General features: G+C 39.4%; 21 protein-coding genes and 4 tRNA genes. 15 read left to right on the forward strand and 10 right to left on the reverse strand.

The genetic code is table 11. The annotated features are described in order from the left end of the window. Positions 1 to 317: 317 nt before the first annotated feature. Positions 318 to 1,415 carry an NAD(P)-dependent alcohol dehydrogenase gene (locus DY109_RS01750; RefSeq protein WP_023947196.1) on the reverse strand — a complete coding sequence of 366 codons (1,098 nt, stop codon included), beginning with the start codon at positions 1,413 to 1,415 and terminating at the stop codon, positions 318 to 320. A gap of 207 nt (positions 1,416 to 1,622) precedes the next feature. Then, complete coding sequence (locus DY109_RS01755; RefSeq protein WP_023947198.1) at positions 1,623 to 2,219, reverse strand: peroxiredoxin; 597 nt, start codon at positions 2,217 to 2,219, stop codon at positions 1,623 to 1,625. Positions 2,220 to 2,411: 192 nt separating this feature from the next. On the opposite strand from DY109_RS01755, the gene DY109_RS01760 reads away from it, so the two are divergent. The 6 genes from DY109_RS01760 (at position 2,412) to feoB (ending at position 8,581) form a co-directional block, all read left to right on the forward strand. Then, positions 2,412 to 2,714, forward strand: coding sequence for a YciI family protein (locus DY109_RS01760; protein ID WP_023947200.1), 303 nt, complete (start codon positions 2,412 to 2,414; stop codon positions 2,712 to 2,714). A 16-nt stretch (positions 2,715 to 2,730) separates the two neighbouring features. Continuing rightward, positions 2,731 to 3,405, forward strand: coding sequence for a DedA family protein (locus DY109_RS01765; protein WP_023947202.1), 675 nt, complete (start codon positions 2,731 to 2,733; stop codon positions 3,403 to 3,405). A 2-nt stretch (positions 3,406 to 3,407) separates the two neighbouring features. Next, positions 3,408 to 4,223, forward strand: a complete 816-nt coding sequence (gene pyrF / locus DY109_RS01770) for an orotidine-5'-phosphate decarboxylase (protein ID WP_023947203.1) — start codon at positions 3,408 to 3,410, stop codon at positions 4,221 to 4,223. Then, a complete protein-coding gene (gene panC / locus DY109_RS01775) occupies positions 4,220 to 5,068 on the forward strand; it encodes a pantoate--beta-alanine ligase (protein ID WP_023947205.1) in 849 nt (282 codons plus the stop codon). The genes pyrF and panC overlap by 4 nt, the downstream gene beginning before the upstream one ends. Before the next feature lie 10 nt (positions 5,069 to 5,078). Further along, positions 5,079 to 6,341, forward strand: coding sequence for an Opr family porin (locus DY109_RS01780; protein WP_023947207.1), 1,263 nt, complete (start codon positions 5,079 to 5,081; stop codon positions 6,339 to 6,341). A gap of 71 nt (positions 6,342 to 6,412) precedes the next feature. Further along, on the forward strand, positions 6,413 to 8,581 hold the full coding sequence (gene feoB, locus DY109_RS01785) for a ferrous iron transport protein B (RefSeq protein WP_023947209.1): 2,169 nt from the start codon (positions 6,413 to 6,415) through the stop codon (positions 8,579 to 8,581). A gap of 827 nt (positions 8,582 to 9,408) precedes the next feature. Here feoB and DY109_RS01790 read toward each other — a convergent pair. Together DY109_RS01790 and DY109_RS01795 are read right to left on the reverse strand one after the other, a co-directional pair. Beyond that, positions 9,409 to 9,609 (reverse strand): hypothetical protein, encoded by a 201-nt coding sequence (locus DY109_RS01790; protein ID WP_023947213.1) that lies wholly within the window; start codon positions 9,607 to 9,609, stop codon positions 9,409 to 9,411. A gap of 15 nt (positions 9,610 to 9,624) precedes the next feature. Then, positions 9,625 to 10,473, reverse strand: coding sequence for a class 1 fructose-bisphosphatase (locus DY109_RS01795; RefSeq protein ID WP_023947215.1), 849 nt, complete (start codon positions 10,471 to 10,473; stop codon positions 9,625 to 9,627). A gap of 130 nt (positions 10,474 to 10,603) precedes the next feature. Between DY109_RS01795 and rpe the strand changes: the two genes are divergently transcribed. The 4 genes from rpe (at position 10,604) to DY109_RS01815 (ending at position 16,301) form a co-directional block, all read left to right on the forward strand. Next, on the forward strand, positions 10,604 to 11,242 hold the full coding sequence (rpe, locus tag DY109_RS01800) for a ribulose-phosphate 3-epimerase (protein WP_023947217.1): 639 nt from the start codon (positions 10,604 to 10,606) through the stop codon (positions 11,240 to 11,242). Next, positions 11,242 to 12,018: a 3'-5' exonuclease gene (locus DY109_RS01805; RefSeq protein WP_023947220.1), complete on the forward strand. Its 777-nt coding sequence runs from the start codon at positions 11,242 to 11,244 to the stop codon at positions 12,016 to 12,018. Before rpe ends, DY109_RS01805 begins: the two co-directional genes overlap by 1 nt. Before the next feature lie 441 nt (positions 12,019 to 12,459). Continuing rightward, on the forward strand, positions 12,460 to 16,011 hold the full coding sequence (locus DY109_RS01810; protein WP_181894612.1) for a vacuolating cytotoxin domain-containing protein: 3,552 nt from the start codon (positions 12,460 to 12,462) through the stop codon (positions 16,009 to 16,011). 5 nt (positions 16,012 to 16,016) lie between these two features. Further along, entirely contained in the window at positions 16,017 to 16,301 is a 285-nt protein-coding gene (locus tag DY109_RS01815) for a hypothetical protein (protein ID WP_023946525.1), read from the forward strand. Positions 16,302 to 16,483: 182 nt separating this feature from the next. On the opposite strand, the gene DY109_RS01820 is transcribed toward DY109_RS01815, so the two are convergent. From DY109_RS01820 to DY109_RS01845, 6 genes are all read right to left on the reverse strand, one after another. Next, positions 16,484 to 19,639: an FAD-binding and (Fe-S)-binding domain-containing protein gene (locus DY109_RS01820; RefSeq protein ID WP_023949638.1), complete on the reverse strand. Its 3,156-nt coding sequence runs from the start codon at positions 19,637 to 19,639 to the stop codon at positions 16,484 to 16,486. A 196-nt stretch (positions 19,640 to 19,835) separates the two neighbouring features. Further along, a tRNA-Asp gene (locus DY109_RS01825) sits at positions 19,836 to 19,912 on the reverse strand. Positions 19,913 to 19,945: 33 nt separating this feature from the next. Next, a tRNA-Val gene (locus DY109_RS01830) sits at positions 19,946 to 20,021 on the reverse strand. Between the two features lie 22 nt (positions 20,022 to 20,043). Beyond that, positions 20,044 to 20,118 (reverse strand) — tRNA-Glu (locus DY109_RS01835). Between the two features lie 18 nt (positions 20,119 to 20,136). Next, positions 20,137 to 20,212: transfer RNA gene (locus DY109_RS01840), tRNA-Lys, on the reverse strand. 81 nt (positions 20,213 to 20,293) lie between these two features. Continuing rightward, entirely contained in the window at positions 20,294 to 21,037 is a 744-nt protein-coding gene (locus DY109_RS01845; RefSeq protein ID WP_023949637.1) for a CinA family protein, read from the reverse strand. Positions 21,038 to 21,152: 115 nt separating this feature from the next. Here DY109_RS01845 and ppk2 point away from each other — a divergent pair, with 115 nt between their 5' ends. From ppk2 to DY109_RS01870, 5 genes are all read left to right on the forward strand, one after another. Further along, a complete protein-coding gene (gene ppk2 / locus DY109_RS01850) occupies positions 21,153 to 21,983 on the forward strand; it encodes a polyphosphate kinase 2 (protein WP_023949636.1) in 831 nt (276 codons plus the stop codon). Between the two features lie 22 nt (positions 21,984 to 22,005). Beyond that, positions 22,006 to 22,749: a LysE family translocator gene (locus tag DY109_RS01855; RefSeq protein WP_023949635.1), complete on the forward strand. Its 744-nt coding sequence runs from the start codon at positions 22,006 to 22,008 to the stop codon at positions 22,747 to 22,749. Between the two features lie 197 nt (positions 22,750 to 22,946). Then, on the forward strand, positions 22,947 to 24,137 hold the full coding sequence (locus tag DY109_RS01860; protein WP_023949633.1) for an FtsW/RodA/SpoVE family cell cycle protein: 1,191 nt from the start codon (positions 22,947 to 22,949) through the stop codon (positions 24,135 to 24,137). 10 nt (positions 24,138 to 24,147) lie between these two features. After that, positions 24,148 to 25,053 (forward strand): tRNA (adenosine(37)-N6)-dimethylallyltransferase MiaA, encoded by a 906-nt coding sequence (gene miaA, locus DY109_RS01865; protein ID WP_023949631.1) that lies wholly within the window; start codon positions 24,148 to 24,150, stop codon positions 25,051 to 25,053. Positions 25,054 to 25,095: 42 nt separating this feature from the next. Then, positions 25,096 to 26,268, forward strand: a complete 1,173-nt coding sequence (locus DY109_RS01870; RefSeq protein ID WP_244916627.1) for an FkbM family methyltransferase — start codon at positions 25,096 to 25,098, stop codon at positions 26,266 to 26,268. Positions 26,269 to 26,273 lie beyond the last annotated feature (5 nt).

Raw genomic sequence — 26,273 nt, forward strand, 5'->3', positions numbered from 1 at the left:
TAGGGTTGTGTAGAAATTTTTAGACAAGCAAAAACACAAAAAGTGTAACATAAGCGTTCATTGTAGGTTTGCAGGCTAAAAATTTCAAACTCCCTGAAATATAGCTTCTCAAGCAAAGCGTTCGGGCAAAGCCCCATTAGTGCATAGCAAAATAGCAAAAAAGAGAAGATTTAGCTCTCATGGAAACGAGAATCTAGAATCTAAGATTCCTATCTGTGCGATTAAGATTCTCGTTTTGTAGAATCTAAAATTTTCTCAATGCTTTGAAAATATTTTAATTATTTTCAATCACAAGATAATAAACTCTATGACAAAAGCTAGGTTCTACCAAAAGATTTTTTCATATCAATCACATAGCGGAATTTTGCCTTGCCGCTTGTGAGGTTATGATACGCCTCATCGATTTTATCAGCAGTGATAATCTCTGTCTCTGGGTAGATTTTATGTTTCAAGCTAAAATCTAGCATCTCTTGCGTCTCAGCGATTCCGCCGATCATAGAGCCATAGACTTTTTTATTTGCCGCAAAGACTAAGCGCGTCATATCGTTTTCTACGCTCTCTCCTGTTGGCGGTAGCCCGACAATCGCAAGCTCTCCGCCGTGTTTAAGCAGATTGACATATTCCATTGGATCATAGCGCGTAGGAATGGTAGAGATGATAAAATCAAAACGTTCTTTCACATTAGCTAAAGAATCTGTCGTATAAAGCGCCTTTGCGCCAAGTTTTAGTGCTTCAGCCTCTTTGTTTTTATTGCGGGCAAACACGCTAACTTCTGCGCCAAGTTTTAGCGCGTATTTGAGTGCCATTACGCCAAGCCCGCCAAAGCCAGCCACGGCTACCTTGCTTCCTTTGCCAACTTTGCTAAATTTTATGGGGCTGTAAGTTGTGATACCAGCACACAAAAGCGGCGCGACTTTTTCTAAGGGTGCATCTTGTGGCACACATACCGCAAAATCCTCGCTCACCACGATGTTATTGCTATATCCTCCGTAAGTTGGCTCATCATTATGAAAGCAATCTTTGCAGTCATAAGTCAGCACCATTTTGCCATTGTCGCAAAACTGCTCGCGCCCTTCTTTACACGACTCGCATTCTCCGCAGGAATTCACCATGCAGCCAACGCCCGCATAATCGCCGGGCTTAAACTTAGAGACTTTCTCGCCCACGGCTACCACGCGCCCAGCGATTTCATGTCCGGGCACCATAGGGTAGATTCCCTCATGCCATTCACTCCTTGCGCTATGAATGTCGCTGTGGCAGATTCCAGCAAACAAAATCTCAATCAAAATGTCGCGCTCACCTAATGCGTGGCGACTGCCCTCAAAACCCCTAAAATTTGCACTCTTAGAATCCACCGCAAAGCCCTTAAAGCTTATGCGCTTGCCCTCTTTTGCCTCGTTGATGTAGTTTTGCATAGTTGCTCCTTTGTATAAAATTACAATGGCATTATAAAGCCTAACACCTAGTGTTTGTCAAGAGTAAATCATAAAAAATGACAAGAATTTGTAAGCAAGTAAGATAAGTAAGCAAAAAAGTATCGTATAAGTCGTGGATAAAATCGATTACAAAAAAAGAAAAGAAAAGAATAATCCCAACCCAAAAAGGTTAAGGATTATTAATGATTAAAGCTTGCTTGCGTGAGATTTGAGGTATTGTTTGACGCCATCAGCTGTTGGTTTCATTCCTTCTTGACCTTTTTGCCAACCAGCAGGGCAAACTTCTCCATGCTCTTGCACAAACAATAGCGCATCTGCCATTCTTAGCATTTCGTCCATATTGCGACCGAGTGGAAGATCATTGATTACAGCATGTCGCACGACTTGATCTTTATCAATCAAAAAGCTTCCACGCAGTGCAACAGCGCCATTTACAAGCACATCATAATCTCTTGAGATTTGTTTTGTGATGTCAGATACCATAGGAAATGTTACATTGCCGATTCCGCCTTGATCGATAGGTGTGTTTTTCCATGCGAAATGCACTACATCAGAATCGATAGAAACACCAATTACATTGAATCCTTTTTCAGCAAAATCTTTTACTCTATGATCCATTGCTAAAATTTCACTAGGGCAAACAAAAGTAAAATCTTTTGGCCAAAAAAACACTATTGCGCCATTTTTTCCTAAATTTTTTGAAAGTTCAAAATCTTCAACAATTTGATTATTTGGTAAAACTGCTGGAGCCTTAAAATCTGGGGCTTTTCTTGTTACTAACATAGTTATGTCTCCTTGTTTAATATGTAATTTAGACTGATAACAATGGATAATTATTATCATTTGAGATTGTAGCTTGTAATTGTTAATTTATTCTCAGACTTCTAGAGTTTTCATCTCTAAATAATGGAATAAATCATATAAACTTATATTTTTTTGCTAAGATTAGGTTTTTATGTTTTGAGAAGGAGTGTTATGCAGCATTTATTTATTATAGAAGTCAAATACCAAACAAGCCTTGAAGTCGTAGAATCCCACCTTGCCAACCACCGCTCATTCTTGCAAGAATGGTATAAAAAAGGTGTCTTGCTTGCCTCAGGACCGCAGAATCCAAAAGTAGGCGGAATGATTATCGGCAGATTTGAATCCCTTGACAAAGCCAAAGAATTTACCAAACAAGATCCTTTCTACACGCATAATATCGCTACATATCATTTCACAGAATTTGATCCTGTGCTTCATGATGAATGTATAAATAATTTCTTAAATCACAACTAGCACAAGGACAAAAGTCATGAATCAAATCATTCATTTTATCGTAGATACAATTGGTAGCTTTGGCTATCCGGGCATTTTTATCATGATGTTTTTAGAATCAAGCTTTTTTCCATTTCCTTCAGAAGTGGTGATGATTCCGGCTGGATATTTGGCTTACAAAAACGAAATGAATATATCCCTAGCTCTACTTTCTGGAGCATTAGGAAGCCTGGCTGGAGCGATTTTTAATTATATTTTGGCGATATATTTTGGTCGTGCGTTTTTACTCAAATTTGGCAAATATTTCTTTTTCACCGAAAAAACAATGACTAAAATGGAAAATTTCTTTACCAAACACGGAGAAATAAGCACTTTTTTGGGGCGACTTATCCCAGGTATAAGACAATACATCTCTCTTCCTGCGGGCTTAGCGCGAATGAATCTAGTTAGATTCTCGATTTATACGACTATCGGAGCGTTGATTTGGATCACGATTTTGGCGTGGTTTGGGTATTATGTGGGTGTGTGGTTTGGTGATGATTTATCAATCAGCAATCTCCTTGAAATGCTTAGCTCAAAAGCGGATTCTAGCGTGCTTAAAGACAAGCTTCACTATATTGTTTTAGGCACGCTTGGGTTTGTGGTTGTGATTGCAATTATTTATGTGCTCATCTACAAAGCCAAGCACAAAAAGCGCAACAATAAAGCATAACAATGAAACTTGTCATCGCCCTAGACTTAGCAAGCCAAGAAGAAAATCTCGCTCTCTTAAGACAAATCCAAAATAGTGCGGGCATTTTAGACGCGAGCAATGATTGCGATAGTCATGATAGTCGTGATATTTGGGTAAAAGTTGGATTGCGAAGCTTTATTAGAGATGGAATTAAGGGTATTGAGATGATCAAAAATATCGCTGATTTTAAAATCTTTCTTGATCTCAAGCTCTATGACATTCCAAACACAATGGCTGATGCAGCATATGAATGCGCCAAACTTGATATTGATATGATAACTCTTCATAGCAGCTCTGGCAAAAGAGCCATGCACGCTGTAATGGAGAGATTAAGCATACTTTCTAAGCGACCTCTTGTAATGGGTGTGAGTGCGCTCACAAGCTTTGATGAAGCGGAGTTTGCAGCTATCTACAATACAAATATCCAAAATGGTGTGCTGAATTTAGCGCGCATATCTCAAGAAGCAGGGATTAATGGAATGGTATGCTCCGTGCAAGAAAGCCTAGCTATCAAGACAAAATATAATACCCTCCTTACGCTTACACCCGGAATCCGACCTTTTGGCGCAGAATCTTGCGCGAAACCAAACATAGATTCTTGTATAGATTCTCATCTAAACTCTAGCACAGAATCTAGCGTAAATAGCGCAAACAAAGATGATCAAAAACGAATCGCGACAATCCAAGATGCCAAAAACGCAAAATCTGATTTTATTGTTATTGGACGTCCGATCTATGCTTCAGCCACACCGCAACAGGCAATCACATCTATCCTTAAGGAAATCAACGCACAATGAAAGTTATCTCTACGACAGACGAACTCATCGCCTTTAGAAGCGCGCTAGATTCTACGCACTCTTGTATCGGAATTGCTCGTATCGGGCTTGTGCCAACTATGGGCGCGCTCCACAAAGGACATCTCTCGCTTATCACGCGCAGCACCAAAGAAAACACCCACACAATCGTATCGATTTTTGTCAATCCTACGCAATTTTTGCCTAATGAAGATCTCTCCACATATCCAAGACAGCTTGAATCTGATTTGCGTTTATGTGAGGAAAACGGCGTGAGCGCGGTATTTGCACCACATATTAATGAAATGTATCAAAGCCAAAATGAAGTTAAAATCCTAGCCCCAAGCACTATGGCATATATTTTAGAAGGCTTTGCGCGTCCGGGGCATTTTGATGGGGTATTGCAGATTGTATTAAAGCTTTTTTGTCTGACTCGACCTCATAATGCGTATTTTGGGCAAAAAGACGCACAACAACTCCTTATCATCAAGCAAATGGTGCAGAATCTATTTTTGCCAATCACAATCAATCCATGCCCGATCGTGCGCGATGATGACGGGCTTGCCTTAAGCTCGCGAAACATCTACCTAAGCCCGCAAGAGCGACACCTCGCCCTAGCACTGCCAAAGGCGATAAATGCGATACAAAAAGCATATCAAAATGGTGAAACTTCTTGTGAGATTCTGGTGCAAATCGGCTTAGAGCAATTACAACACATTCAAGTCGAATACCTCCAAGCCTGCAACCACAGCCTAGAATCTATCACAACAATAATCCCAAACCAAAGTTTATTTTTACTTTGCGCAAGAATCGGCAAAACAAGGCTTTTAGATAATTTATGGATATAAGGAGAGAGTGATGAGAGCGATAGCAATGATGACAAAAAAACTCAGCATAGCAATGCTGCTTTTTACGCATGCAGTCTTTGGGTTTGAAAGCATTGATGAAGCGTTGAGAAATGGCGTAAGCAAGGGCGATGTGATTTTGTATGGAAATTATGTCGGAATCCAAAAAGGTAGGGCTGTGGAAGTAGGAAGCCCCACTATGGGATTAGCCAACTACGCTCAACTCACAAATCTAGGCTATTTATTAGGTAACGTCGGACTAAGCTATACTTCTGGATTCTACAAAAATTTTAGAGCTGCCATTGGCTTTAGGGCAGTGGCTTCTTTTTATGACGCACACAAAGGATTTCTTGCCCCCACAGGCGGAAGTGGCGATACAAAGGCTGATTTTTTCAATCAAAATCAAGCCACAATCGCAGAATCTTTTATTGAATATTTTGATGGCGATACAAGCCTAAAAGGCGGTAGGATAGCCATTGCAAATGATTGGATAAATACTCTAGGCGATGGAATATGGCTTCGCAATAGATCAATTAAAAACCTTATGCTTGAAGCATTTTGGGTGCATGATTTTGGGCGGATTGATTATTATCAAATGACAAGATTCTATAAGCCAAACACCATAGGGCTTTATAATATCGCTGCCAAATACTACATCATCGATGACGCCCTCACAATCAAAGCCTACACATATTTCGCACCACCGATTTTTACAGCTATGGGAGCAAGGCTTGATGGCAAATTTAGTTTTTTAGATTTTGATCTCAAAGGCTATGTAGGCTACGCATATAGCCTTGAACATAGCAACTCTCTTGCCTCAAGCAATCTCATCAACACAGGCAAAGATGGCAATGCCCTATATGCGCAGATTTCTTTTGGGTTGCCAAATGTATTTGAAATCGCGGGAGGATATATCCACACAGGCAAAGATTCTGGCTGGGGAAGTTTAGGCATTATGGGTAGTAGCATTGATCCGTTTTTTGTATGGGGTAGCAAAGCTCTCAAAACCCAACCAAATGCAAATCTCTTATACGCGCTTGTCAAAACAAAAGTAAGTCGCTTTAATTTTCTCATCGCCTATGGCACAACCTCTTATGACGCTATTTTGAGTCCGTCAGCGCGCGCCTCTGCTCACCAAAATGAGCTCAATATCGCCTTTGAGATTGGCTTTACACGCAATGTGATTGGCGTTCTTAATGTGCTAAATACACATCTTGATTCTAGCGGTATTCCAACTCTTACTCAAGTTAATGGTGGATTAAGGCTTGCATTTTAGCTATCCTAAAGATAATAATTAATCTTAATGCGATAAAATAACGCCATTTTATTTAAGATTCTAGGATTATAATGCAAAAAATAACTGCTGTGCTCGTTGGGCAACCAAATGTCGGAAAAAGCTCCCTGCTTAATGCCATAAGTGGCTCAAACTTTAAAGTCGGTAATTTTAGTGGCGTAACCATTAGCAAATCACAAGCAACTTTCATCTACAAAGATATTGAATTTACCATTATCGATCTGCCCGGCACATACTCGCTCAATGACTATTCACCTGAAGAAAAAATCACAAAAGATTTTTTGCAGACGCGCCAATATGATGTGATTATTAATGTTGTAGATTCTACAAATCTTGAGCGCAATCTCAGTCTATCAGCGCAGATTCTAGATCTTAGTGCAAAAACAATCCTCGCGCTTAATATGATCGATGAGGCACAAAAAGAACAAATCCATATCGACATTCACAAGCTCAATACTATCTTAGGAATCCCATGTATCCCCATATCAGCGGATAAACACTCAAATATCAGCGCGCTTTTAGACGAAATTATCATTACGCACAATAAGCCATTTTGTGAGCCAAGACGCATTTATTCAGACATTCTAGAATCTCAAATCAGCTCCATAGAGCAATTTTTATTACAAAAATCTTTTTATGAGCTCAACACCTACCCAAGCCAAGATAACGCACTATCAATGCGCCAAATCGCGATTTTGCTCCTCAAGCTTGATCCAAATCTCTATGAGTATATTCACAATAAGCCGTGCTATTCTCAAGTTACACATAAAGTCAATGCCACAATCACGCACATCGAGCAAGCATATGGCGGGTGCAATATGCGGGCGATTTTTTTTGATGATGCGTTTTCTTTTGGGCATGGAGTCGCGCAAGAAGTCGTGCATTACCCCAAAAACCTTATGCAAAACACGCACAAAATAGATTCTATCTTGCTTGATAAATATTGGGGCATTCCTATTTTTTTATTTCTTATGTTTGTGTTATTTGAGCTTACTTTTGTCGTTGGCGGGTGGGTGAAAGACCACATAGAAGAAGGCTTTGGCGCGCTTGGAGAAATACTAAGAGAAAGCATTCCTTCAGCGGATTTTGCCTCATTGCTTTGTGATGGCATCATCGGTGGCGTTGGCACTATTTTGGCATTTTTGCCACTTATCATCGTGCTATATTTGGGGATCGCACTGCTTGAAGGCACAGGATATATGGCAAGGGTTGCATTTTTGCTTGATGGTTTGTTTCACAAATTTGGCTTGCATGGCAAAAGCTTCATTCCTCTTGTGGCTGGATTTGGCTGCTCTGTGCCAGCATATATGGCAGCGCGCACACTCAAAAACCCAAACGAGCGACTCATCACATTATTTGTGATAGGTTTTATGAGTTGTAGCGCAAGATTGCCTATTTATGTGCTTTTTGTCGGGGCTTTTTGTCCGCAGCAATACGCCGGCTTGGCATTATTTGGAATCTATTTTTTAGGCACGATTGTTACACTCTTAATGGCAAAGTTTTTGAATCTTACGATATTTCGCGGATATGAAGAGCCATTTGTCATGGAAATGCCAAAATACCGACTTCCAAATTGGCGGACGATTTGGTTTGGGATCTACTCAAAAGTGCTGATGTTTCTCAAAAAAGCAGGTGGCTTTATTTTGTTTGGATCTATGCTTATTTGGTTTGCCTCTCAATACCCCAAAAATCCAGCCCTCCAGCAAGAATACGACACTAGAATCCAAGCTGTGCAAAACTCAAACCTTGATGATGTCAAAAAACAACAAGAAATTTGGTTTCTCACCAACGAGCATAATGAGCAATTCCTCAAGCAAACCTACTCAGGCAGAATCGGGCAGGCGATTATGCCATTTTTTGCGCCTATGGATTTTGATTGGCGATTGTCAATCTCGCTTGTCGCTGGATTTGCCGCAAAAGAAGTTGTCGTCTCAACACTTGGAATCTTGTATGCGCTAGGCGATGAGACAGATGAGCATTCACTCTCGCTCCAAAAAAATCTCAAAGACACAATCTCGCTTTCATCAGCGGTTGCATTTATCGTGTTTGTGATGTTTTATATTCCTTGTTTTGCAGCGACAATCACTTTTGGTAGAGAAGCTGGTGGAATGAAATTTGTCGCGTATTTGTTTATTTTTACCACCGCAGTGGCGTATATTTTCTCACTTTTGGCGTATTATTTGACGCAGTTTTTTTATTCGCATCTTATGTATTTTTTCTAGATTCTAGAATCTAAAATAGATTCTGGTTTGATTCTTTGGATTCTTCGCTAATGCTTAAGACATGACGGGTAAGAGTGCGTCAAAACAATATAGAATCTAGAATCTAATTTACATATTTACATAAAATCCAAATTCTCTCTTTTTTGCTATGCAACTCTAGGGCTTTGCTTGAGAAGCCATATTTCAGGGAGTTTGAAATTTTTAGCCTGCGATGAACTTTTATGTTACACTTTTTTGTGTTTTTGCTTGTCTAAAATTTCTACACAACCCTGACTAAATCTACCTAAAAATAGAGGATTTCTTAATGTGCCATTGCGGTTTGCATAGAATTTAAAACTTGTCATTAGCTTATAGCGAGTAAAACAAACAAAGAATCCATAAAAATCGTCATTGCGAGCAGTTGCAAAACTGCGTGGCAATCCATAGAATCCACTTTTGATTTTTGGATTCTAGAATCTAGATTCTCTTTTGCTTCGTCCTATCGTCCTCGCAATTGATTGGGCAGGTTTGTCATTGCGAGGACGATAGGACGAAGCAATCTAGTCAAAAGGATTGCCGCAACCCTAAGGGGCTTCGCAATGACGACAAAAATAACATAGAATTTTAGTAGAATCTATGCAAACACAATGGCCCACAAAGAAATTCTCTATTTTTAGCTTATTTTTGTAGTTTTGAAAGCTTTGGCGCAAGAGAAAACCAAGTGAGTCACACTATATCGTGCGTCGCCAAAATAACACAAGATAAAGCCAAACGAAGCAATCTGCAAAAAGAGGGGATTTAGATTTATGAAAACTAGAATCTACCCGTAAGCTTACAATCTAATAACCCTAAAACTCAAAATCCCCTTCTTGTCCCTTATTCATACTTCTATATACAGCATTCACATAGCTTTTTCTGACTCCACAGCCAAGCAGTTCTTCGCATTTGAGGCAAGAATCTACATTTTTGCTTTTTTGGCAGTTTTGCAGTTTTGCACTCTCTTCTTCTAGGATTTGCTCAAACATATCTTTATCATTTTGATGACTCATGCGCTCTCCTTAATATTATTTTTTCGCTTCATCATAGCCCAGAGCTGCCCTTACTTGCGCGATCTCATCTTTGCTTCCAAAGTAGCACTCCATTGTGTCATGCAAATTTAAACATGCAGAATCTAAGATTCTGCCATTTGTGCTAATCGCCTCTCCACCGGCTTTTTCATAGATAAATGCAAATGGATACACTTCAAAAAGTTTGCGTAATTTTCCATTTGGCGCATCACTTGTAGCAGGATAGCTAAAAATCCCTCCACCTTTGATGAGAATCTGATGCAAATCCGGCACCATTCCCCCAGAATAGCGCAAACGATACCCTGCTGCAAAAAACGATTCTACTAAGGCTTTATGTGTTGGCGACCAATTTTTTTGCGTGCCACCGGGCGCGTTTATTTTGCCTTTTTGCTGAAGCTTGATTTGAGGTTTGAGAATCCAGCTTTTGCCATCATAAAAATAATGCTCCACCACATTTGAAGCAAACACCAGCTCTAGCCTTGGACCATACACGATATAGCTAGCACCCACAAGGTTTTTTGTCTCAAAGCTCTCTTTATAAATCCCAAAAATACTCCCCACACTCAAATCACTATCAAACAAGCTTGATCCATCAAGCGGATCATAGGCTACCAAAAATGTGCCTTTTTCTTTATAAATCGCCTCTTGCTTCTCCTCGCTACACACGCCTTTGACAGAATCTAAACCCAGCATTTTTTCCTCTATCAATCTATCTGCTTTCACATCGATAGCAAGCTGCGAATCCCCACTTGAATTTGTTGTCGCAAGGTAGTTTGTATTATCTGTTTGTAACGCGCTAGATAGGGCTATGGCGCATTCTTGTATGGCGGTTAAAATCTCTTGCATTTGACACCTCGTTTTCTTTGTTAGTTATTTTTACTTGTTGCGTTTAATTATATTCTTACTTGAATTATGATACGCTTTAAGTTTTAAATTTAGACAAATTTTGAATGATTCAATGTTTAAGGGTTGAGATATGCTTGTTGCGCCGAGTATTTTATCAGCAAATTTTTTGGAATTAGGAAAAGAAGTAGAATCTATCTGCAAGGCAGGGGCGGATTTTGTGCATTTAGACATTATGGACGGGCATTTTGTCCCAAATCTCACCTTTGGAATGCCTATCCTCTCTCAAGTCGCCAAAGTCGCTACAAAACCACTTGATATACACCTTATGGTCGAAAATGTTGATTTTTTTGTGGATTATTTTTTGCCACTTAAGCCTCGCTTTGTAAGCGTGCATATCGAGGAAGTCAAACATCTTCACAGGACAATTAGCCACATTAGATCTCAAGGCTCATCGCCTGCTATCGTGCTTAATCCCCACACAAGCGAACAGGAATTACAATACATTATCCAAGATGTTGATATGGTGCTACTTATGAGTGTAAATCCCGGATTTGGCGGGCAGAGCTTCATCTCAAGTGTGATCCCAAAAGCGCAGAATCTCAAAAATCTTATCCTCCAAAAAAACCCACAATGCCTTATCGAAGTCGATGGCGGAGTCAATGATACAAATATCCTTGCGCTTAAAAATGCAGGCGTTGATATTGTTGTAGCAGGAAGCTTTATCTTTGACGCAAACGACTACAAAAAAGCGATAGATTCTCTCAAATAATGGCACAAGCACACCATCATATATTTAAAAGGCTGTATGAAAACCCAATCTCAAAAGAGGAGTTTTTTGGGTTTTTGGAGACGCTCAAAAACACAGAATCCCAAGAATCTCCGCAAACCCAAATCGAACTCCTCAAAGCCAAAGGCTTTCCGCTGTATGAGGATAATGATTGTTTTGGATTGCAAACCAAAAACACGTCACTTCATAAGCAAAAATTTTGCTTTGTGGATATTGAGACGACAGGTGCGCGCCCCAAAGAAGCGCAAATCATTGAAATTGGAGCGATTTTATATCAAGACGGAAAGATTCTTGATCGCTTTGATGAGCTTATATTTGCGCCATTTGTGCCAGAGATAATCACCCAAATCACCCAAATCACAACAGATATGCTTACAAACGCAAGGCAAGCCCACCAAGTGCTAAGAGAGTTTAAGGAATTTTTGGGCGATAGTGTATTTGTCGCGCATAATGTCGGCTTTGATTATAGCTTTGTAAGCTATGCAATGGAGAGCGAACATCTAGGCGAACTGCTTAATCCAAAGCTTTGCACAATCGATCTTGCAAGACGCACGATTTTATCCAAACGTTATTCATTGCAATACCTCAATGAATTTTTGGGGATTAACACCTCTATCGCACACCGCGCGTATGCTGATGCGCTCACCGCGCTAGAGATTTTCAAAATCTCAACCCTTTGCCTGCCACATTACATTACTACAACGCAAGATCTCATTGATTTTTCAAAGCATTCAGAATCTAAAATCAAGCTACGATGAATGCTTATGCTGCACTTTTTTGTGTTTTTGCTTGCCTAAAAATTTCTACACAATCCTGACTAAATCCGTCTAAAAATAGAGGATTTCTTAATGCTTGCTTGTGTTTGACATAACGTTTTTGTCGTCATTACTTGAGCGAGTGAGACGAACAAAGAATCTAGATTCTAAATCGTCATTGCGAGACTTCTGCTAGGAAGTCGTGGCAATCTATTTGACTGGATTGCCTCGTCCTATCGTCCTCGCAATTGAGGGAGTAGGCTTGTCATTGCGAGCAAGGTTTATCCTTGCGTGGCAATCTATAAGAATCCACTTTTGATTTTTGGATTCTAGATTCTATCATTAAACACTGCTTTGTTCTTAATAATTAAACAAAAAAGAGTAAAATGCCTCCTCACAACAAATACAATTTACGAAATGTTAACACAAGGGGGATTGTGTGTAATGCGTGGGAATGTAATGTATAGAATAAAATTTTCTTTGATTATCTCAAGCCTTATGTTTGTGTTTTTGTCTGCGGATACTGATATTACAAATGATGTCTATAATCTTTCAAATAAGACCAGCGACAACACGGGTAATTTTTATATAGAAAATAAAAGAACCTATAATACTCGGCCTAAAAATTTTACCCAAACATACGCAAATGGCACACTTATTTTTGGTAATAAACAAAAACAAGTCGGAAATGGAAATATTCATTTTGGAGGAAGTGGTTGGCAAGGTGGTTTAATAGGATATATTGGAGCAACTTTCAAAGCTAAAGAAGTCTATCTCACAGGCACTCTAGGAGCTGGCAATAGTTTTGAGACAGGAGGTGGAGCCGCTTTTACATTTAATGCCACAGAGAATCTAACAGCCGATACCTTCACTCTTAATCTTAATATTGCTGGCACGCAAAATAACCACTTCAAAGCCACAGGGCAAACTATCACTTTCAAAAATTCCACACTCAATGCTGATCATAATGGCTTTACACTTGATATGAAAACAACAGGCGGGGATATGAGCTTTGATAATACAAAAGTAAGCTTTGGGGGAATGGTAACGCTCAATTCTGCTGGGAATCTTAATTTTACAAATCAATCATCTTTAGCTTCAAGAGGTAATGTGATTGATATAAAAGCTACAAATGACATTATTTTTGATGATAAAAGCTCACTTACAGTCCAATCAGGCGGATTAACTACTGATGCGTATATCAACTTTGAGGCTAAAAATATCACTCTACACAACATAAACATCACAGCCACGCAAGGAAAAGCACAAGTTAATTTCAAAGCAAGCGATAAACTTGATATAAATAAGTTAAATTTAAATTTTGATCTTATCACTGCTGCTAGTTATTCTAATGCGATATTTGAAGGCAAAACTATCAATATCAAAAACTCTTCGCTCAAAACAACTCCCGGTGCTTCTACAAAAAACGCAAATATTTCTTTTAAAGCACAAGGTGATATAACGCTTGATAATGTAGATATTAACACACATTTAGGCACTTCTGGAAATGGAGGCAGAGTGGATTTTGTAGCCCAAAATCTAAAACATACAGGAACTATTGTAATAGGGAGAGATGGCACAGGCACTAGTGATGAATTTCTTGATTCTGGTATTTGGGGTGCAGTTGTGGATTTTAGCAAGGTTAGCGGTGTGGTAAGTATCGGTAATCTAAAAGCACGAAAGGGTGTTGTGCATCTCAATAAAGACTTTTCAGCTTCAAGTTTAGAAATTCGTCGCACCACAGGCAATCCTACGACAGATTTTGATATGCCAGAGGGAGGAAGTGCGAAATTTGGTAGCATAAACGTGGAAGCTGGGGGAGGAAGCGGGAGTGGGCATAATGCGAGCTTGCAGTTTAATAAAGATAGATTTATGGCTAATACGACATTGACGATTGGCACTCTCAAACTTGGCAAAATAGCTGGATTCTACGCTTCAAATATAGAGACTTCCAATATCCAAAACCTCATACTCGATCATAACGCACGAGCAGAATTTTATAAACTCAACATTATCAATAACGGCTCAATAGAGATGAATGCTACAAGCAGCATTGGTTTGAGCTATTTTGATGTAAAAGTCAATCAATCAAACAATAGCGTCAATAACTATGGAAAGCCAATCCTTTATATCACACATGCTGGTAAGAATCTAAGCAATCTCACAATAGAAGGAAATAAAACCTATCGCTTCATTGACGCAATGGAAATTAAATATATTTTCACCACAGCAAGTGGAAATACACAAACTTTTCATTGTGGAGATTCTGGCACACAAGAGCAATGTGATTACATCAAAAACTCTATTGCTATTTATGAGGGAGCAAAGGGTGAGCCAACAATAAATGCTGATGGAAGTATTGATTATACACAAAGTAGGGTTGATCTTGCCAAACTTCAAGCCAAACTTCAAGCAGGACTCAATAATATTGGATTGCGATATGAAAAGGTTGTAGATTATAGCACCATAGGTATAAAGATCTTAGGAAATAATCCAGATAATCCTTATGATATTAATGATATACGTTACTACATTTGGCAAAAGGGTGGAAAGAGTAGAGGTGATGAATATGTCGCTAAAATCGCAGCAATCTCTCCAACCACAGCAAGACAAGAAACAATCACCCAAACACAAAACGGACAAGTTGTCTATACCAAATATGATGAGCAAAAAAAAGAACAAGTTGTGTGTAGGGATAATACTGCTGGCTGCTCTGCGCATCAAGTTGAGACTTCAAACTCTGATATATTCAAATGGCTTCAATTTGTAAGTATCCACTCAAGAGGAATCACTTTCACTGGCACAAATATTATGGATTATGATATAGGATTTTTTGAACATACTGCTACACAGCTTTATAATACCCTAGAACAACTCTCCTCCACAGAGCGCAAAAGCTCTACCGCAGAAGCCACAAAGCTTGCAGCAGACATTGCCAAAATCCAACGACTTGTCAAACTCTCACGAGTTGATTCTTATGATAATGGTATAAAGTTTGCCTCACTTATGCAAAACAAAAAGCGCGCACATTATGCTAACAACTCTAGCACACGATCAGATATTGAAGATGTAACACTTGATCCAGCATATTTATATAAATTCTCAAACCGCCATACTTATGCTAATAATATCTGGGCAAATGCCATTGGCTCTGCAAGCTTTATTAGTAATGGCTATGGTGCATTATATGGACTTAATGTAGGCTATGATAGGTTTTTAAATCTTGGAGAAAATGGACTTATACTTGGAGTGTTTGCAGCATATGGATATGGGACATATACAGCTGATCTTATCAAAAACAATAGCCATAATGTCAATAGCGGAATCTACTCAAGAGCAATTATTAAAAATCACGAATTTGACTTTAATGCTGGATATACAATTGGTATGAATAATGAAGATATTAATGCGCGTGAGAATATTTGGCTCTCACAATTAGGACAAAGCTATAAATACAATACCCATACATTTAATCTTAATGCAAATTATGGCTATATCTTTGGTATGAAAGGTAAAACACTTGTATTTAAGCCAAGTATTGGAATGTCATATTATATGATTAATGTCGGAAAGATTAATGGTGCAGATAGTTTAATTACGGCTTTTGATCCAAATACTACTAACCAAAGCTTTACTAATTACACAAACAATCTTGGCATACAAAGCCCACAAGCGCTTCAGCATGTGCTAGCTCTTAATGTTGCATTTGAGACAAGGCAGTATTTTCAAAAAGGATCGTATTGGTTTATTAATGTTGGCGCACAACGAGATATTTATATCTCATCAAATAATATTGCAGAAGTGCGATTTGTCGGAAGTAATAACCTTAGCTACAAACAAGGCGATAATCTCAATACCTTTGCAAATGCCACAGCAGGTGGTGAAGTGCAATTTTTGGAACAATTTTTTATTAATTTTGGACTTGGTGGCAAAGTAGGACTAAGCTATAAAGATATAAATATTACAGGAAATTTAGGTGCTCGGTATGTGTTTTAGGGGTAGTGGGGTTTGATTTTGTCAAAAGTTTTAAGATATTGGAATCTAATCCTAGAGAATCTAAATCCTCTCTTTTTTGCTATGCAACTCTAGGGCTTTGCTTGAGAAGCCATATTTCAGGGAGTTTGAAATTTTTAGCCTGTGATGAACTTCTATGTTACACTTTTTTGTATTTTTGCTTGCCTAAAATTTCTACACAACCCCAAATCTACCTAAAAATAGAGGATTTCTTAATGTATCATTGCGTCTGTATAGAATCTAGATTCTATGCAAACAAAAAGAGCGTGTAAAAAATTCTAGATTTTAAGATGAGTTTGCAAGGGTTTGCAAGGGTTTGCAAGGGTTTGATAGATTGTGAAGTTTTGAGCGAGGAAATAGAACATGTAGTTCATTGACGAAGCAAAAAACAAATCTCGTAGCTCAAATCGCTTAAAAGCTAGGATTTAGAATCTATGGAATCTAGATTCTAAAACTATTTCGTGCAAGAATCCGCCAAATACACAATATGCTGCCATACAAATCCGCTCCTATCACTTAGCCCTATCTCGCAAGTGCTTGAGCTACTATATCCTTGCTTGACATCGCTAAATAAAGACTTGCCATTGTGTTCGCCAAAATATTCAAGCGCGCTTTTATTAAGCTCTGGTGTCAAAAAGCCCTTATTGCCTGCAAATCCACAACATTTGACATTGCTATCATACGCGATATTCGCTCCACACAAACGCGCAAGCGCAAAAATCGCCTCCTCCCAATTACACGATTTGCTAGATTCTGCTTTTGTTGAGAGGTTTCGTGTCGAGCAAGGAGCATAAAGTGCTACTTTTTGGGCGTTTGGAATGAATTGCAGAAGTGGGCTCAAATATTCTTGTATAAAAGCTGGCATATCAAGGATTTTGAGCGGTTTTGTGTTGTTTTGGCGCGCAAAATCTGTGATGATTTTTAAAAGCTCAAGCGAGCAAGCACTATGATCGCACACGATTGGAATCGCGCCATTTTCCGAAGCTTGCAAAAGCGATTGATAGGCTTGCTTGGCAAGTTTGTTTGCGATTTTGGGGTGATTTTTGTAAGCTTTAGAGCAGCAAAGCTCCTCTATATTTGGCGGATAAATCACACTAAAGCGAGCTTTTTTGCAAAGATTTTCAAACACTTCAGCGATACTTCTTTTGTCTTTGGCTTGCGCGCTTGGCGCAAAGGCACGATTCAAACAAGAGCTAAAATAAATCACGCGCCCATTTTCTTTATGATTATTTTCTTGGCACTCATTTTTGTGCATATTTTCTCTATTATTTTGATGTTTGTTTTCTTGGCGTTTATCTTCACACTCTTGTGTGATAAAGCGCGAAGTGAGCGCGTAGGTGTTTTTGGTCGGAAAAAAATCCAAAAGCACAGGAGTTTTGCAGAATCTATGAAGTTTTTGCGCGATGTTTTTTGTGAGCGTCTGCCCCAAAAGAGTATTTGCCACATTCGCGCACCCTACCCCAAATCGCATAAATTGCGTGGTTATTTCGATATGATTAGCAAAAAATCGCACCATAGATTCTGTGATTGGCGCGTGAGTTTGGCTTTTGTGTAGTGCGATCTTGGCTGTATCAATCTCTAGCGGGCAGAGTGTCGCACACATCGAGCAAGTCGCGCAAGTCTCCACCCCAAAATATTCATATCCTTTTTGCAATGCTTCAAGCTCTTTTTGCTCGATTTCATTTATTTCATTTAGATTCTGCATTGATTTGAGTCGCTCAATCTCACGATACACAGCGATTCTCTGCCTTGGCGTTAGGGTGAGATTTCTACTTGGGCAGATTTTTTCACAAAATCCACATTCCATACAAGCGTCCAAATAATCCTCGATGAGATTGGCATTTGAGGGTTTGAGATTTTTGAGGTGAATGTCTTTATCATCTGTCAAAATCACATCTGGATTGATGAGATGTGCGCTATCAAAAATACCTTTTATTTTTTGGTTGATTTGATAGGCTTTTGCTCCCCATTCTTTCTCGACAAAAGGCGCCATCATACGCCCTGTGCCATGCTCTGCTTTAATACTTCCGCCAAAGCTTACCACAAGCTCTACAAGAGCTTCCATAAATGCACCAAATCTTTGGCATTCATTCTCATCTCCGAGCATTGGTGTGATGATAAAATGCACATTTCCGCTTAATGCATGCCCAAAAATCACCCCCTCAAATCCATATTGCTTAAAGAGTTTTGCAATCCCCTCCACACCGGGCGCAAAATATTCTATCTCAAAGCAAATATCCTCAGTAATCACCGTTGCACCGCTAGGACGCATAGAAGCAGTATAGGGCAAAAGTCCTTTGCGCACTTTCCACCAAATCTCTTGCTCTTTTGTATCAAAGCTAAAGCGCATACCAAAGCAAGTAGGTATGGATTCTAGCTCGGTGGTGATTGTGGCGATATTACGATTAAGGGCTTCTTTGCTATCTTCTTCAAGCTGGACTAAAATCGCGCAATTTCCTTCTGTGATTTGCTTAATCTCTGCGGGCATTCCTTGTATGTTTTGCACGCTCACAAGCGAGGAATAATCAAGCATTTCAGCAGCACTGACAATAGAGTCATTTTTGGCTAGAATCTTGATGGCTTGGGCGGTTAGGGCTAGATTTTCATAAAACAAAAGAGCGCAAGCTTTATAAGTAAAATCCCGCACACATTCATACTCCACGCGAGAGACAAACCCCAAAGTCCCCTCTGCTCCGATAAAAATATGATCCAAAATACCCTTGATGTCCTCAAAATCCACAAACGCATTAATGCCATATCCTGTCGTATTTTTGATAGCAAATTTGCGTTTAATTTGCGCTGTGAGTGCGCTATCTGATAAAATCTCCTCACGCAAAGCCAAAAGATTCTCCACAATGTGCGGATATGTCACGCAAAAATCTTTAAGATTCTGCTCTGAAGAGGTATCTAAAATATAGCCATCGCTTAAAATCACGCGGATAGATTTAATCGTCTGATAGCTGTTTTGTTTCACGCCACAGCACATTCCGCTTGAATTGTTTGAAAAAATCCCGCCAATAAGCGCGTTATTTATCGTGGCTGGATCGGGTCCTATTTTTCTTTGATAGGCTTTGAGGGCGAGATTTGCATCTGCGCCAATCACCCCACAATCGCACCAAATCGACACAGGCGCGTTGGGCTGGGCTGTTTTATTTGCGCTTGTGTCTGCTTGATGTGAATGCGCCAAACCAGTATCGCTAGGATTATGAGAATTACCCAAATCAAACACTAAAGAGATATTTTTCCAATGTATATTATTACACACTACAAGCACGCTTTGACTTGAAGCCTGCCCGCTTAGAGATGTTCCTGCTGCACGAAAAGTAAGGGCAAGCTTGTATTTATGGCTTAGGGCAAAAATCTTTTGGATTTCTTCTTCTGTGTGCGCCCAAATGACAAGCTTTGGAATGTATCGATAGCATGAAGCATCAATCCCGTATGCAAATCTCCTTAAATAATCCTTAAAAATCCTATGCCCCAAAAATACCTTTGCATCATGATAAAAGTCAAGATAGACTTGATCTAGCCCAAGATCATCGCCTTGATTATTGACAGAATCAAAAATATTATATATATTGCGCTGTGCTGTGTGTATTGCATTATTTCCCATAAAAATCTCCAAACACCAATTTTGGATAAACGATAAAACTATGGATACTAACTTAAAAATTTTTACAATGAGCTTAAAGTGGGAATCCAAAAATATAGAAAAATAATGAAAAATAAAATAGTGGCAAAAGGTAATGGCAGAGGAATAAAAATGAATATAAGGAATGAATATAAGGAATAATAGTAAAGAAATAAAATGGCGGAGCGGACGGGGCTCGAACCCGCGACCCCCTGCGTGACAGGCAGGTATTCTAACCGGCTGAACTACCGCTCCAAAATCTATACGCCAAAATTTAGAATCTATAAGTGGTGGTCGCTATAAGACTCGAACTTATGACATCCACCTTGTAAGGGTGGCGCTCTACCAACTGAGCTAAGCGACCAAAAATTAAGGGAAATAAAAAGTGGTGACCCCGAGGGGACTCGAACCCCTGTAGCCACCGTGAAAGGGTGGTATCCTAACCGCTAGATGACGGGGCCACTACTTATATTCAAAGATGGTGACCCGCGTTGGATTCGAACCAACGGCCCATTCCTTAAAAGGGAATTGCTCTACCAACTGAGCTAGCGGGTCTTAAGAAAAATATAATCAGAATCTAAGTGTATAAATAAAAAAGCAAATTGTATTTTTTTTAAAGGTTTTTGTCAAGGGCTTTTATAGATTTTTTAGTAATATCTCCAAAGCTTTTATGCAAGAGTGCTGTTGGATTTCAACTCTATTGCCCCCAAATAAATGCCTCTCAATCACAGGTTTTTCACCCCTTTTTTGCATACCTATAAATACCATTCCAACGGGCTTTTTGACACTGCCTCCGCCAGGACCTGCGATACCGCTTGTCGCTAAAGCTATATCTGCCCCAAATAAATCAAGCGCGCCCTCAAGCATTTCGGAGACGACTTCATGGCTGACTGCGCCAAAGTTTTGGAGTGTGTATGGATTGACACCAAGATTTTGCTCTTTGATAGTATTAGCATAGCTTATGATTCCGCCCAAAAATGCTAAGGACGCGCCTGCGTTTTTGGTGAAACAATACGCCAAAAGCCCGCCCGTGCAACTCTCTGCGGTGGCTATTGTTTTGTGTGCGAGCTGCAAACGTTTCAATGCGCATTCCTCCAAACACGAGGACACAACAACATTTTTGCCAAAAAACGCCTCAAGCTCTGCGATAAAAGCCTCTACATTTGCGCTCTCTCCTGCAATCATCACCCCATCTTCACTTTTATTATCATCTGCACTTGCACTATTTTCGCTTTTGTTTTTACTTGCGCTATTATTTTGGCTTGGATCTCTCCACTCTACATTATGCTTTGTAAGCATTGCTTGGCACAAAACAAACGCACTCTGATTATCCATATTCAAAAAAAACACTTTTTGATTGACTTTTGACTCAAGAGACATCAAGAACTCCTTATAAATTCTCTGTTAAATTTAAGGTAATTTTAAAAAATTAAGCTTATCATATCAAAACGAGCTTAAAATATGCGAGTTTATAAAGTCATATAAGGATCACCACATGTCAAAAGAACATAAAAAAGTCATTATGATTCGCCCAGAATCCATAAAAACTGACGCCAAAAATATCTACAAAAAAAATGGCAAAATCGGAGAAAAATTCTATCTTCAAGAGATTGCAAAGCTACAAATTGAGCTTGTCAAGCTTCAAAATTGGGTCAAAAAAACAAATCAAAAAATAGTCATCATCATGGAAGGACGAGATGGTGCAGGCAAAGGCGGGACGATAAAAGCCCTAACAGAGCATCTCAATCCTCGAGGCTGTCGTGTCGTGGCTTTGGCTAAACCAACAGAATTAGAGCGCACACAATGGTATTTTACCCGCTACATCTCGACATTACCAAGTGGTGGGGAAATCGTGTTTTTTGATCGCAGTTGGTATAATCGCGCTGGCGTTGAGCGCGTAATGGGATTTTGCACGCAAGAAGAATACAAGCAATTCATCTATCAAGTCTCAAATTTAGAGCAAATGCTTATCTCAAGCGGAACGATGATTTTTAAATATTTTCTTGATGTGGGAAGAGAAGAGCAAAAAAGACGCGTCAAAAGACGCAAAACCGATCCGCTTCGAATGTGGAAACTTAGCCCAATAGATGCAAAATCGCTTGATTTGTGGGACGATTATACCACTGCATTTGAAAAAATGTTTTCACGCACACACACACCGCACGCGCCTTGGGTGATCGTGGATTCTAATGACAAAAAAGCCGCTAGACTCAATATCGCAAGAGATCTATTAAGCAAAATCGATTATGAGGGCAAAGATCCTTCTTCTGTTTGTTTGCTCGCTGATCCAGCCATTCTCCACCCATATTCTCAAGCTCCCCATTAATAAACACTCTATTGGCTTTATTATGGGCTTTGTTGATATTTTTTTGATTGGATTTATCGCAGCCCTAACTCCCGGACCTGATATTTTGCTTGTGCTACAAAGCACACTTTGCTTTGGCGCAAAAGCAGGGCTTCGCGTGCTATTTGGCATAGCCACAGGCTGGGTTTTATTTTTGGGGATTGTGTATTTTGGATTGGCACATTTTCTCTCTCACCCAATAGCACAAACTCACCCAATAGCACAAATTTGTATCGGAATGTTTGGAGCGATATATCTCACATATACCGCATATCGCATACTCATTGCTCCACAAACTCATATTACACTTAGTGATCTCTCCACAAATCCCAAATTTGCAGAATCTAACACAGAATCTAATGCAAAATCTCATATCGCAAAACCCAAATCCCTAGAATCTAAAATAGTAAAATCTAAAAAGGCAATTTTAAGCACACCTTATGGCTATTTCAAGGGCTTATTTGTCAATCTCTCAAACCCAAAAGCGATAGTGTTTTTTGGCATTGTGATAGCACCATATATGGATACACATCTTACATCAAGCATTATTGTGCTGTTTATAAGCTTATGGAGCGCGTTTTTGAGTGTGATTATTGTCGCGGTGTTTTGTAGAGACAAGCTCATGCAAAAAGATTTTGTATGGCAGAGGATTCTTGTATGGATTCATAGAATCTGTGCGGTTTTGTTTATTGGATTTGGGCTTTTGCTCCTTTGGCATAGCATACAAAATCTAAAAACACTATTCTAAATTTTTGTGGCTCTAAATGTTTGTGATTTTTAATTTTTATCATTTGCATTTACACTTATAATTCCAAAATTCCTTGCAATTTTGATAATCTTTGCAATCCTTACGCATTCTCTTTTAAAGTATTAAAATGCTTTCTAAGGTTTGTTTTTATATAATGCGAATTTGTGCGCTATTTATGCTTATTTGTAAGGGTTGCAATGTTTGATTCTCGGGCTGATTCTCGGCTTTTTACTTATGTGTGTATGTTGATTGTGATTGGAGTTGTGATGAGCTATTCACTCACAACCTACACGATTTTATTATACAATTACAGCAAGTTTCATTTTTTTGAGCGCGAATGTATCGCTGCACTGATTGGGATTTTGATGATGTGGATTCTCTCTCAAACAAACCCCGATCGATTTTTTCTCAAAATCGGATTCTTGCTATTTTTCTTTTCGTTTTTTGTGATGATTATTATGCCATTTTTGCCTGAGAGTCTCGCCACTTCAGCCGGTGGAGCAAAGCGGTGGATACGACTTCCTTTTATCTCTATCGCGCCATCAGAGTTTTTTAAAATCGGCTTTGTGTTTTTTTTGGCGTGGAGCTTTTCGCGTAAATTTGGCAAATCCGCAGAATCTAGCACACGCACAATCGCACAAGAAATCCTCATAATCCTTCCATACATCGCGGTATTTTTAATAGCGGTATTTTTAATAGCAGTGCTACAAAATGACTTAGGACAGGTTGTTTTGCTTGCGCTAACTCTTGTTATTATGCTAATTGCTGCGGGCGGAAGCTCTGGGCTTTTTGGGATTTTAATCCTTACTTCAGGCTCACTTGCTACGATTTTTATCACCATCTCGCCACATAGGATTTTGCGGCTCAAATTATGGTGGGCAAACGCGCAAGATTCTATCCTCACGCTCTTACCTACGCGCTTTGCGGATTATCTGCGCGTGGATAATCTTCCAGAGCCATACCAAATCTATCACGCTACAAATGCTATCTATAATGGAAGCTTTTTTGGAAATGGGCTTGGCAATGGGGTTATTAAGCTTGGATTTTTGAGCGAGGTGCATACAGATATGGTGCTAGCAGGCATTTCTGAAGAGCTTGGATTTGTGGGGCTTTGTGTGTGCGTGCTTTTGCTTGTGTGCGTGGTGTTTCGTATCCTCAAAAACGCTAATCGCGTGCAAAATGATGTATATTATCTCTTTTGTGTAGGCATTGCTATGCTTATTGGATTAAGCTTTGTTATTAACGCCTTAGGCATAGCAGGAATGATTCCGCTCAAAGGTATCGCTGTGCCATTTTTGAGCTATGGAGGAAGCTCTATGCTTGCAAATTGCCTTGCCATAGGGCTAGTGCTAAGCCTCTCACAAGCTGCTAAATACTCCAAACCCTAGAATCTATATCATGGCAGCTCCAGCACTCATCGCCATTGTCGCTCCAACCGCAAGTGGCAAAAGCGATCTTGGATTCTGCCTTGCCAAAGAATGCGATGGCGAGATTTTCTCGATTGATTCTCTAAGCATTTATAAATACATCAATATCGCTTCAGCCAAACCCAGCCCAGCCCAGCTTCAAGCCATTAGGCATTATGGTATAAATGAGCTAGAACCACAAGAGCATTGCAACGCGATAGTCTTTGTCAATCTTTTGAATCAAGCCATTCAAACCACATCAAAAAAAGTATTATTTATCGTGGGCGGAAGTGGATTTTATCTTTGGAGTATGATTGAAGGGTTATCGCCCATGCCACAGATAGATTCTGCTACCATTACGCAAATCACACACCACATCGCTTCATTGCCAAACCCCTACACTCTGCTTAGCCAAATCGATCCAGAATCTGCACTCCATATCAAACCAAGCGATACATACAGAATCCACAAGTGCCTAGAGCTGTATTTTGCGACTAATCAAAAGCCGAGTGCATATTTGCGCACTCACCCCAAAATCCCACTTCCCTACCCGATACAACTCTACTCTATCCAGACACAAAGATCGATTCTACGCCAAAACATCGCCATACGCACACAAAATATGATAAAAGAAGGAATCATTAACGAAGCACAAATGCTACTTGAGCGATATAGCGCGCAAATCCAGCCATTTAAAGCGATAGGATTGAAAGAATGTTTAGCGTATTTGGAGCAAAAAATCTCTCTTGCAGAGCTCCAATCTCAAATCACCACACACACAAATCAGCTTGCCAAACGACAAGAGACATTTAACCGCTCTAAATTCCCAAACGCAATCACTCTACCAAAAGACAAACTTTATACAAAAATCCTTGCAGACATAAAAAATCTGCTATAATCAAAGATTGTATTTTTAGATTCTCAACTTTAAGGAGTATGTATGAAATTTTTTGGCGATGAGCAAAAAAATAATAAAACAATCAAATGGGTCTTTGGTATCCCATTAGTCCGCGAAGGCTATACACTTTCACTCTATTTTGGAAATTTTCCACTCGTGCAACGAATAAGATATATTACTTATATGACTAATATTTATGTATGGGGGGGGGGCAAGGAAATAAATGATTTTGTATTCAAAATCTGCGGAATCACAATTTATACAACACATCGCTACAAAGCATATACCAACCTCCCAAGCCTCCAAAAAAACACCCTCATCAATCAATCCCTAGCCACAGATGATAAGATTTTAGACAAGCTACAATCTTTATGCGCAAACCTTGATACAGCAAGCAAACAGACAATTTATGCGATCATCTCGCGTGAAAGACAAGCCTACCACTCCCCAAATGGTAGAATCTACACACTCACACAGCAAGAATTAGATGAGCTCAATTTGATTGCGACAAATTTTTACCCAAAGATTTTTGAGATTGCGCCAAAAATTTTTTATTATAATGGCTATTTGCTTCCTATCAAGCAATTTGAAACAAGCGTTTTTTGGCATAAGCACAGCCTCAATATCCTAAAAACCCTTCCCAAAATCAAAAACAAAGACATTATAGATGTAGGCGGATTTATCGGCGATAGCGTGCTTATACTCAAAGATTTCACCACAAAGACAATCCATACATTTGAGCCAACAAGCAGCAATCATAAACTCCTCTTGCAAACCCTAAAGCTTAATAACATCTCGCGTGCTATCCCTGTCAAAAAAGCCTTAGGCAGTAAGCCAGATACACTCACAATGAGTATTTATGGTGGGGCTTCAAGTCTTATTAGAACCCACAAAAACTCCCCAAAAGAGAGCATAGAAGTAACCACACTTGACATCTATGCTAGAGAGCATAATCTTGACATTGGCTTTATCAAAGTCGATATAGAAGGCTTTGAAATGGAATTCCTAAAAGGCGCAAGAGCCACGATAGAATCCCAAAAACCCGCTATGCTGATTAGCATTTATCACAAAAGCGATGATTTTTTCTATATCAAGCCCATGCTAGAATCTTGGAATCTAGGCTACACATTTTATGTGCATAAGCCTATTGATGGGGGCATTTCTGGCGAAATGGCACTTTTTTGCGAAGTTTTAGATTCTAGCGATTTGGACTAGAATCT

The organism is Helicobacter fennelliae, from assembly GCF_900451005.1.
Lineage (GTDB): Bacteria > Campylobacterota > Campylobacteria > Campylobacterales > Helicobacteraceae > Helicobacter_B > Helicobacter_B fennelliae.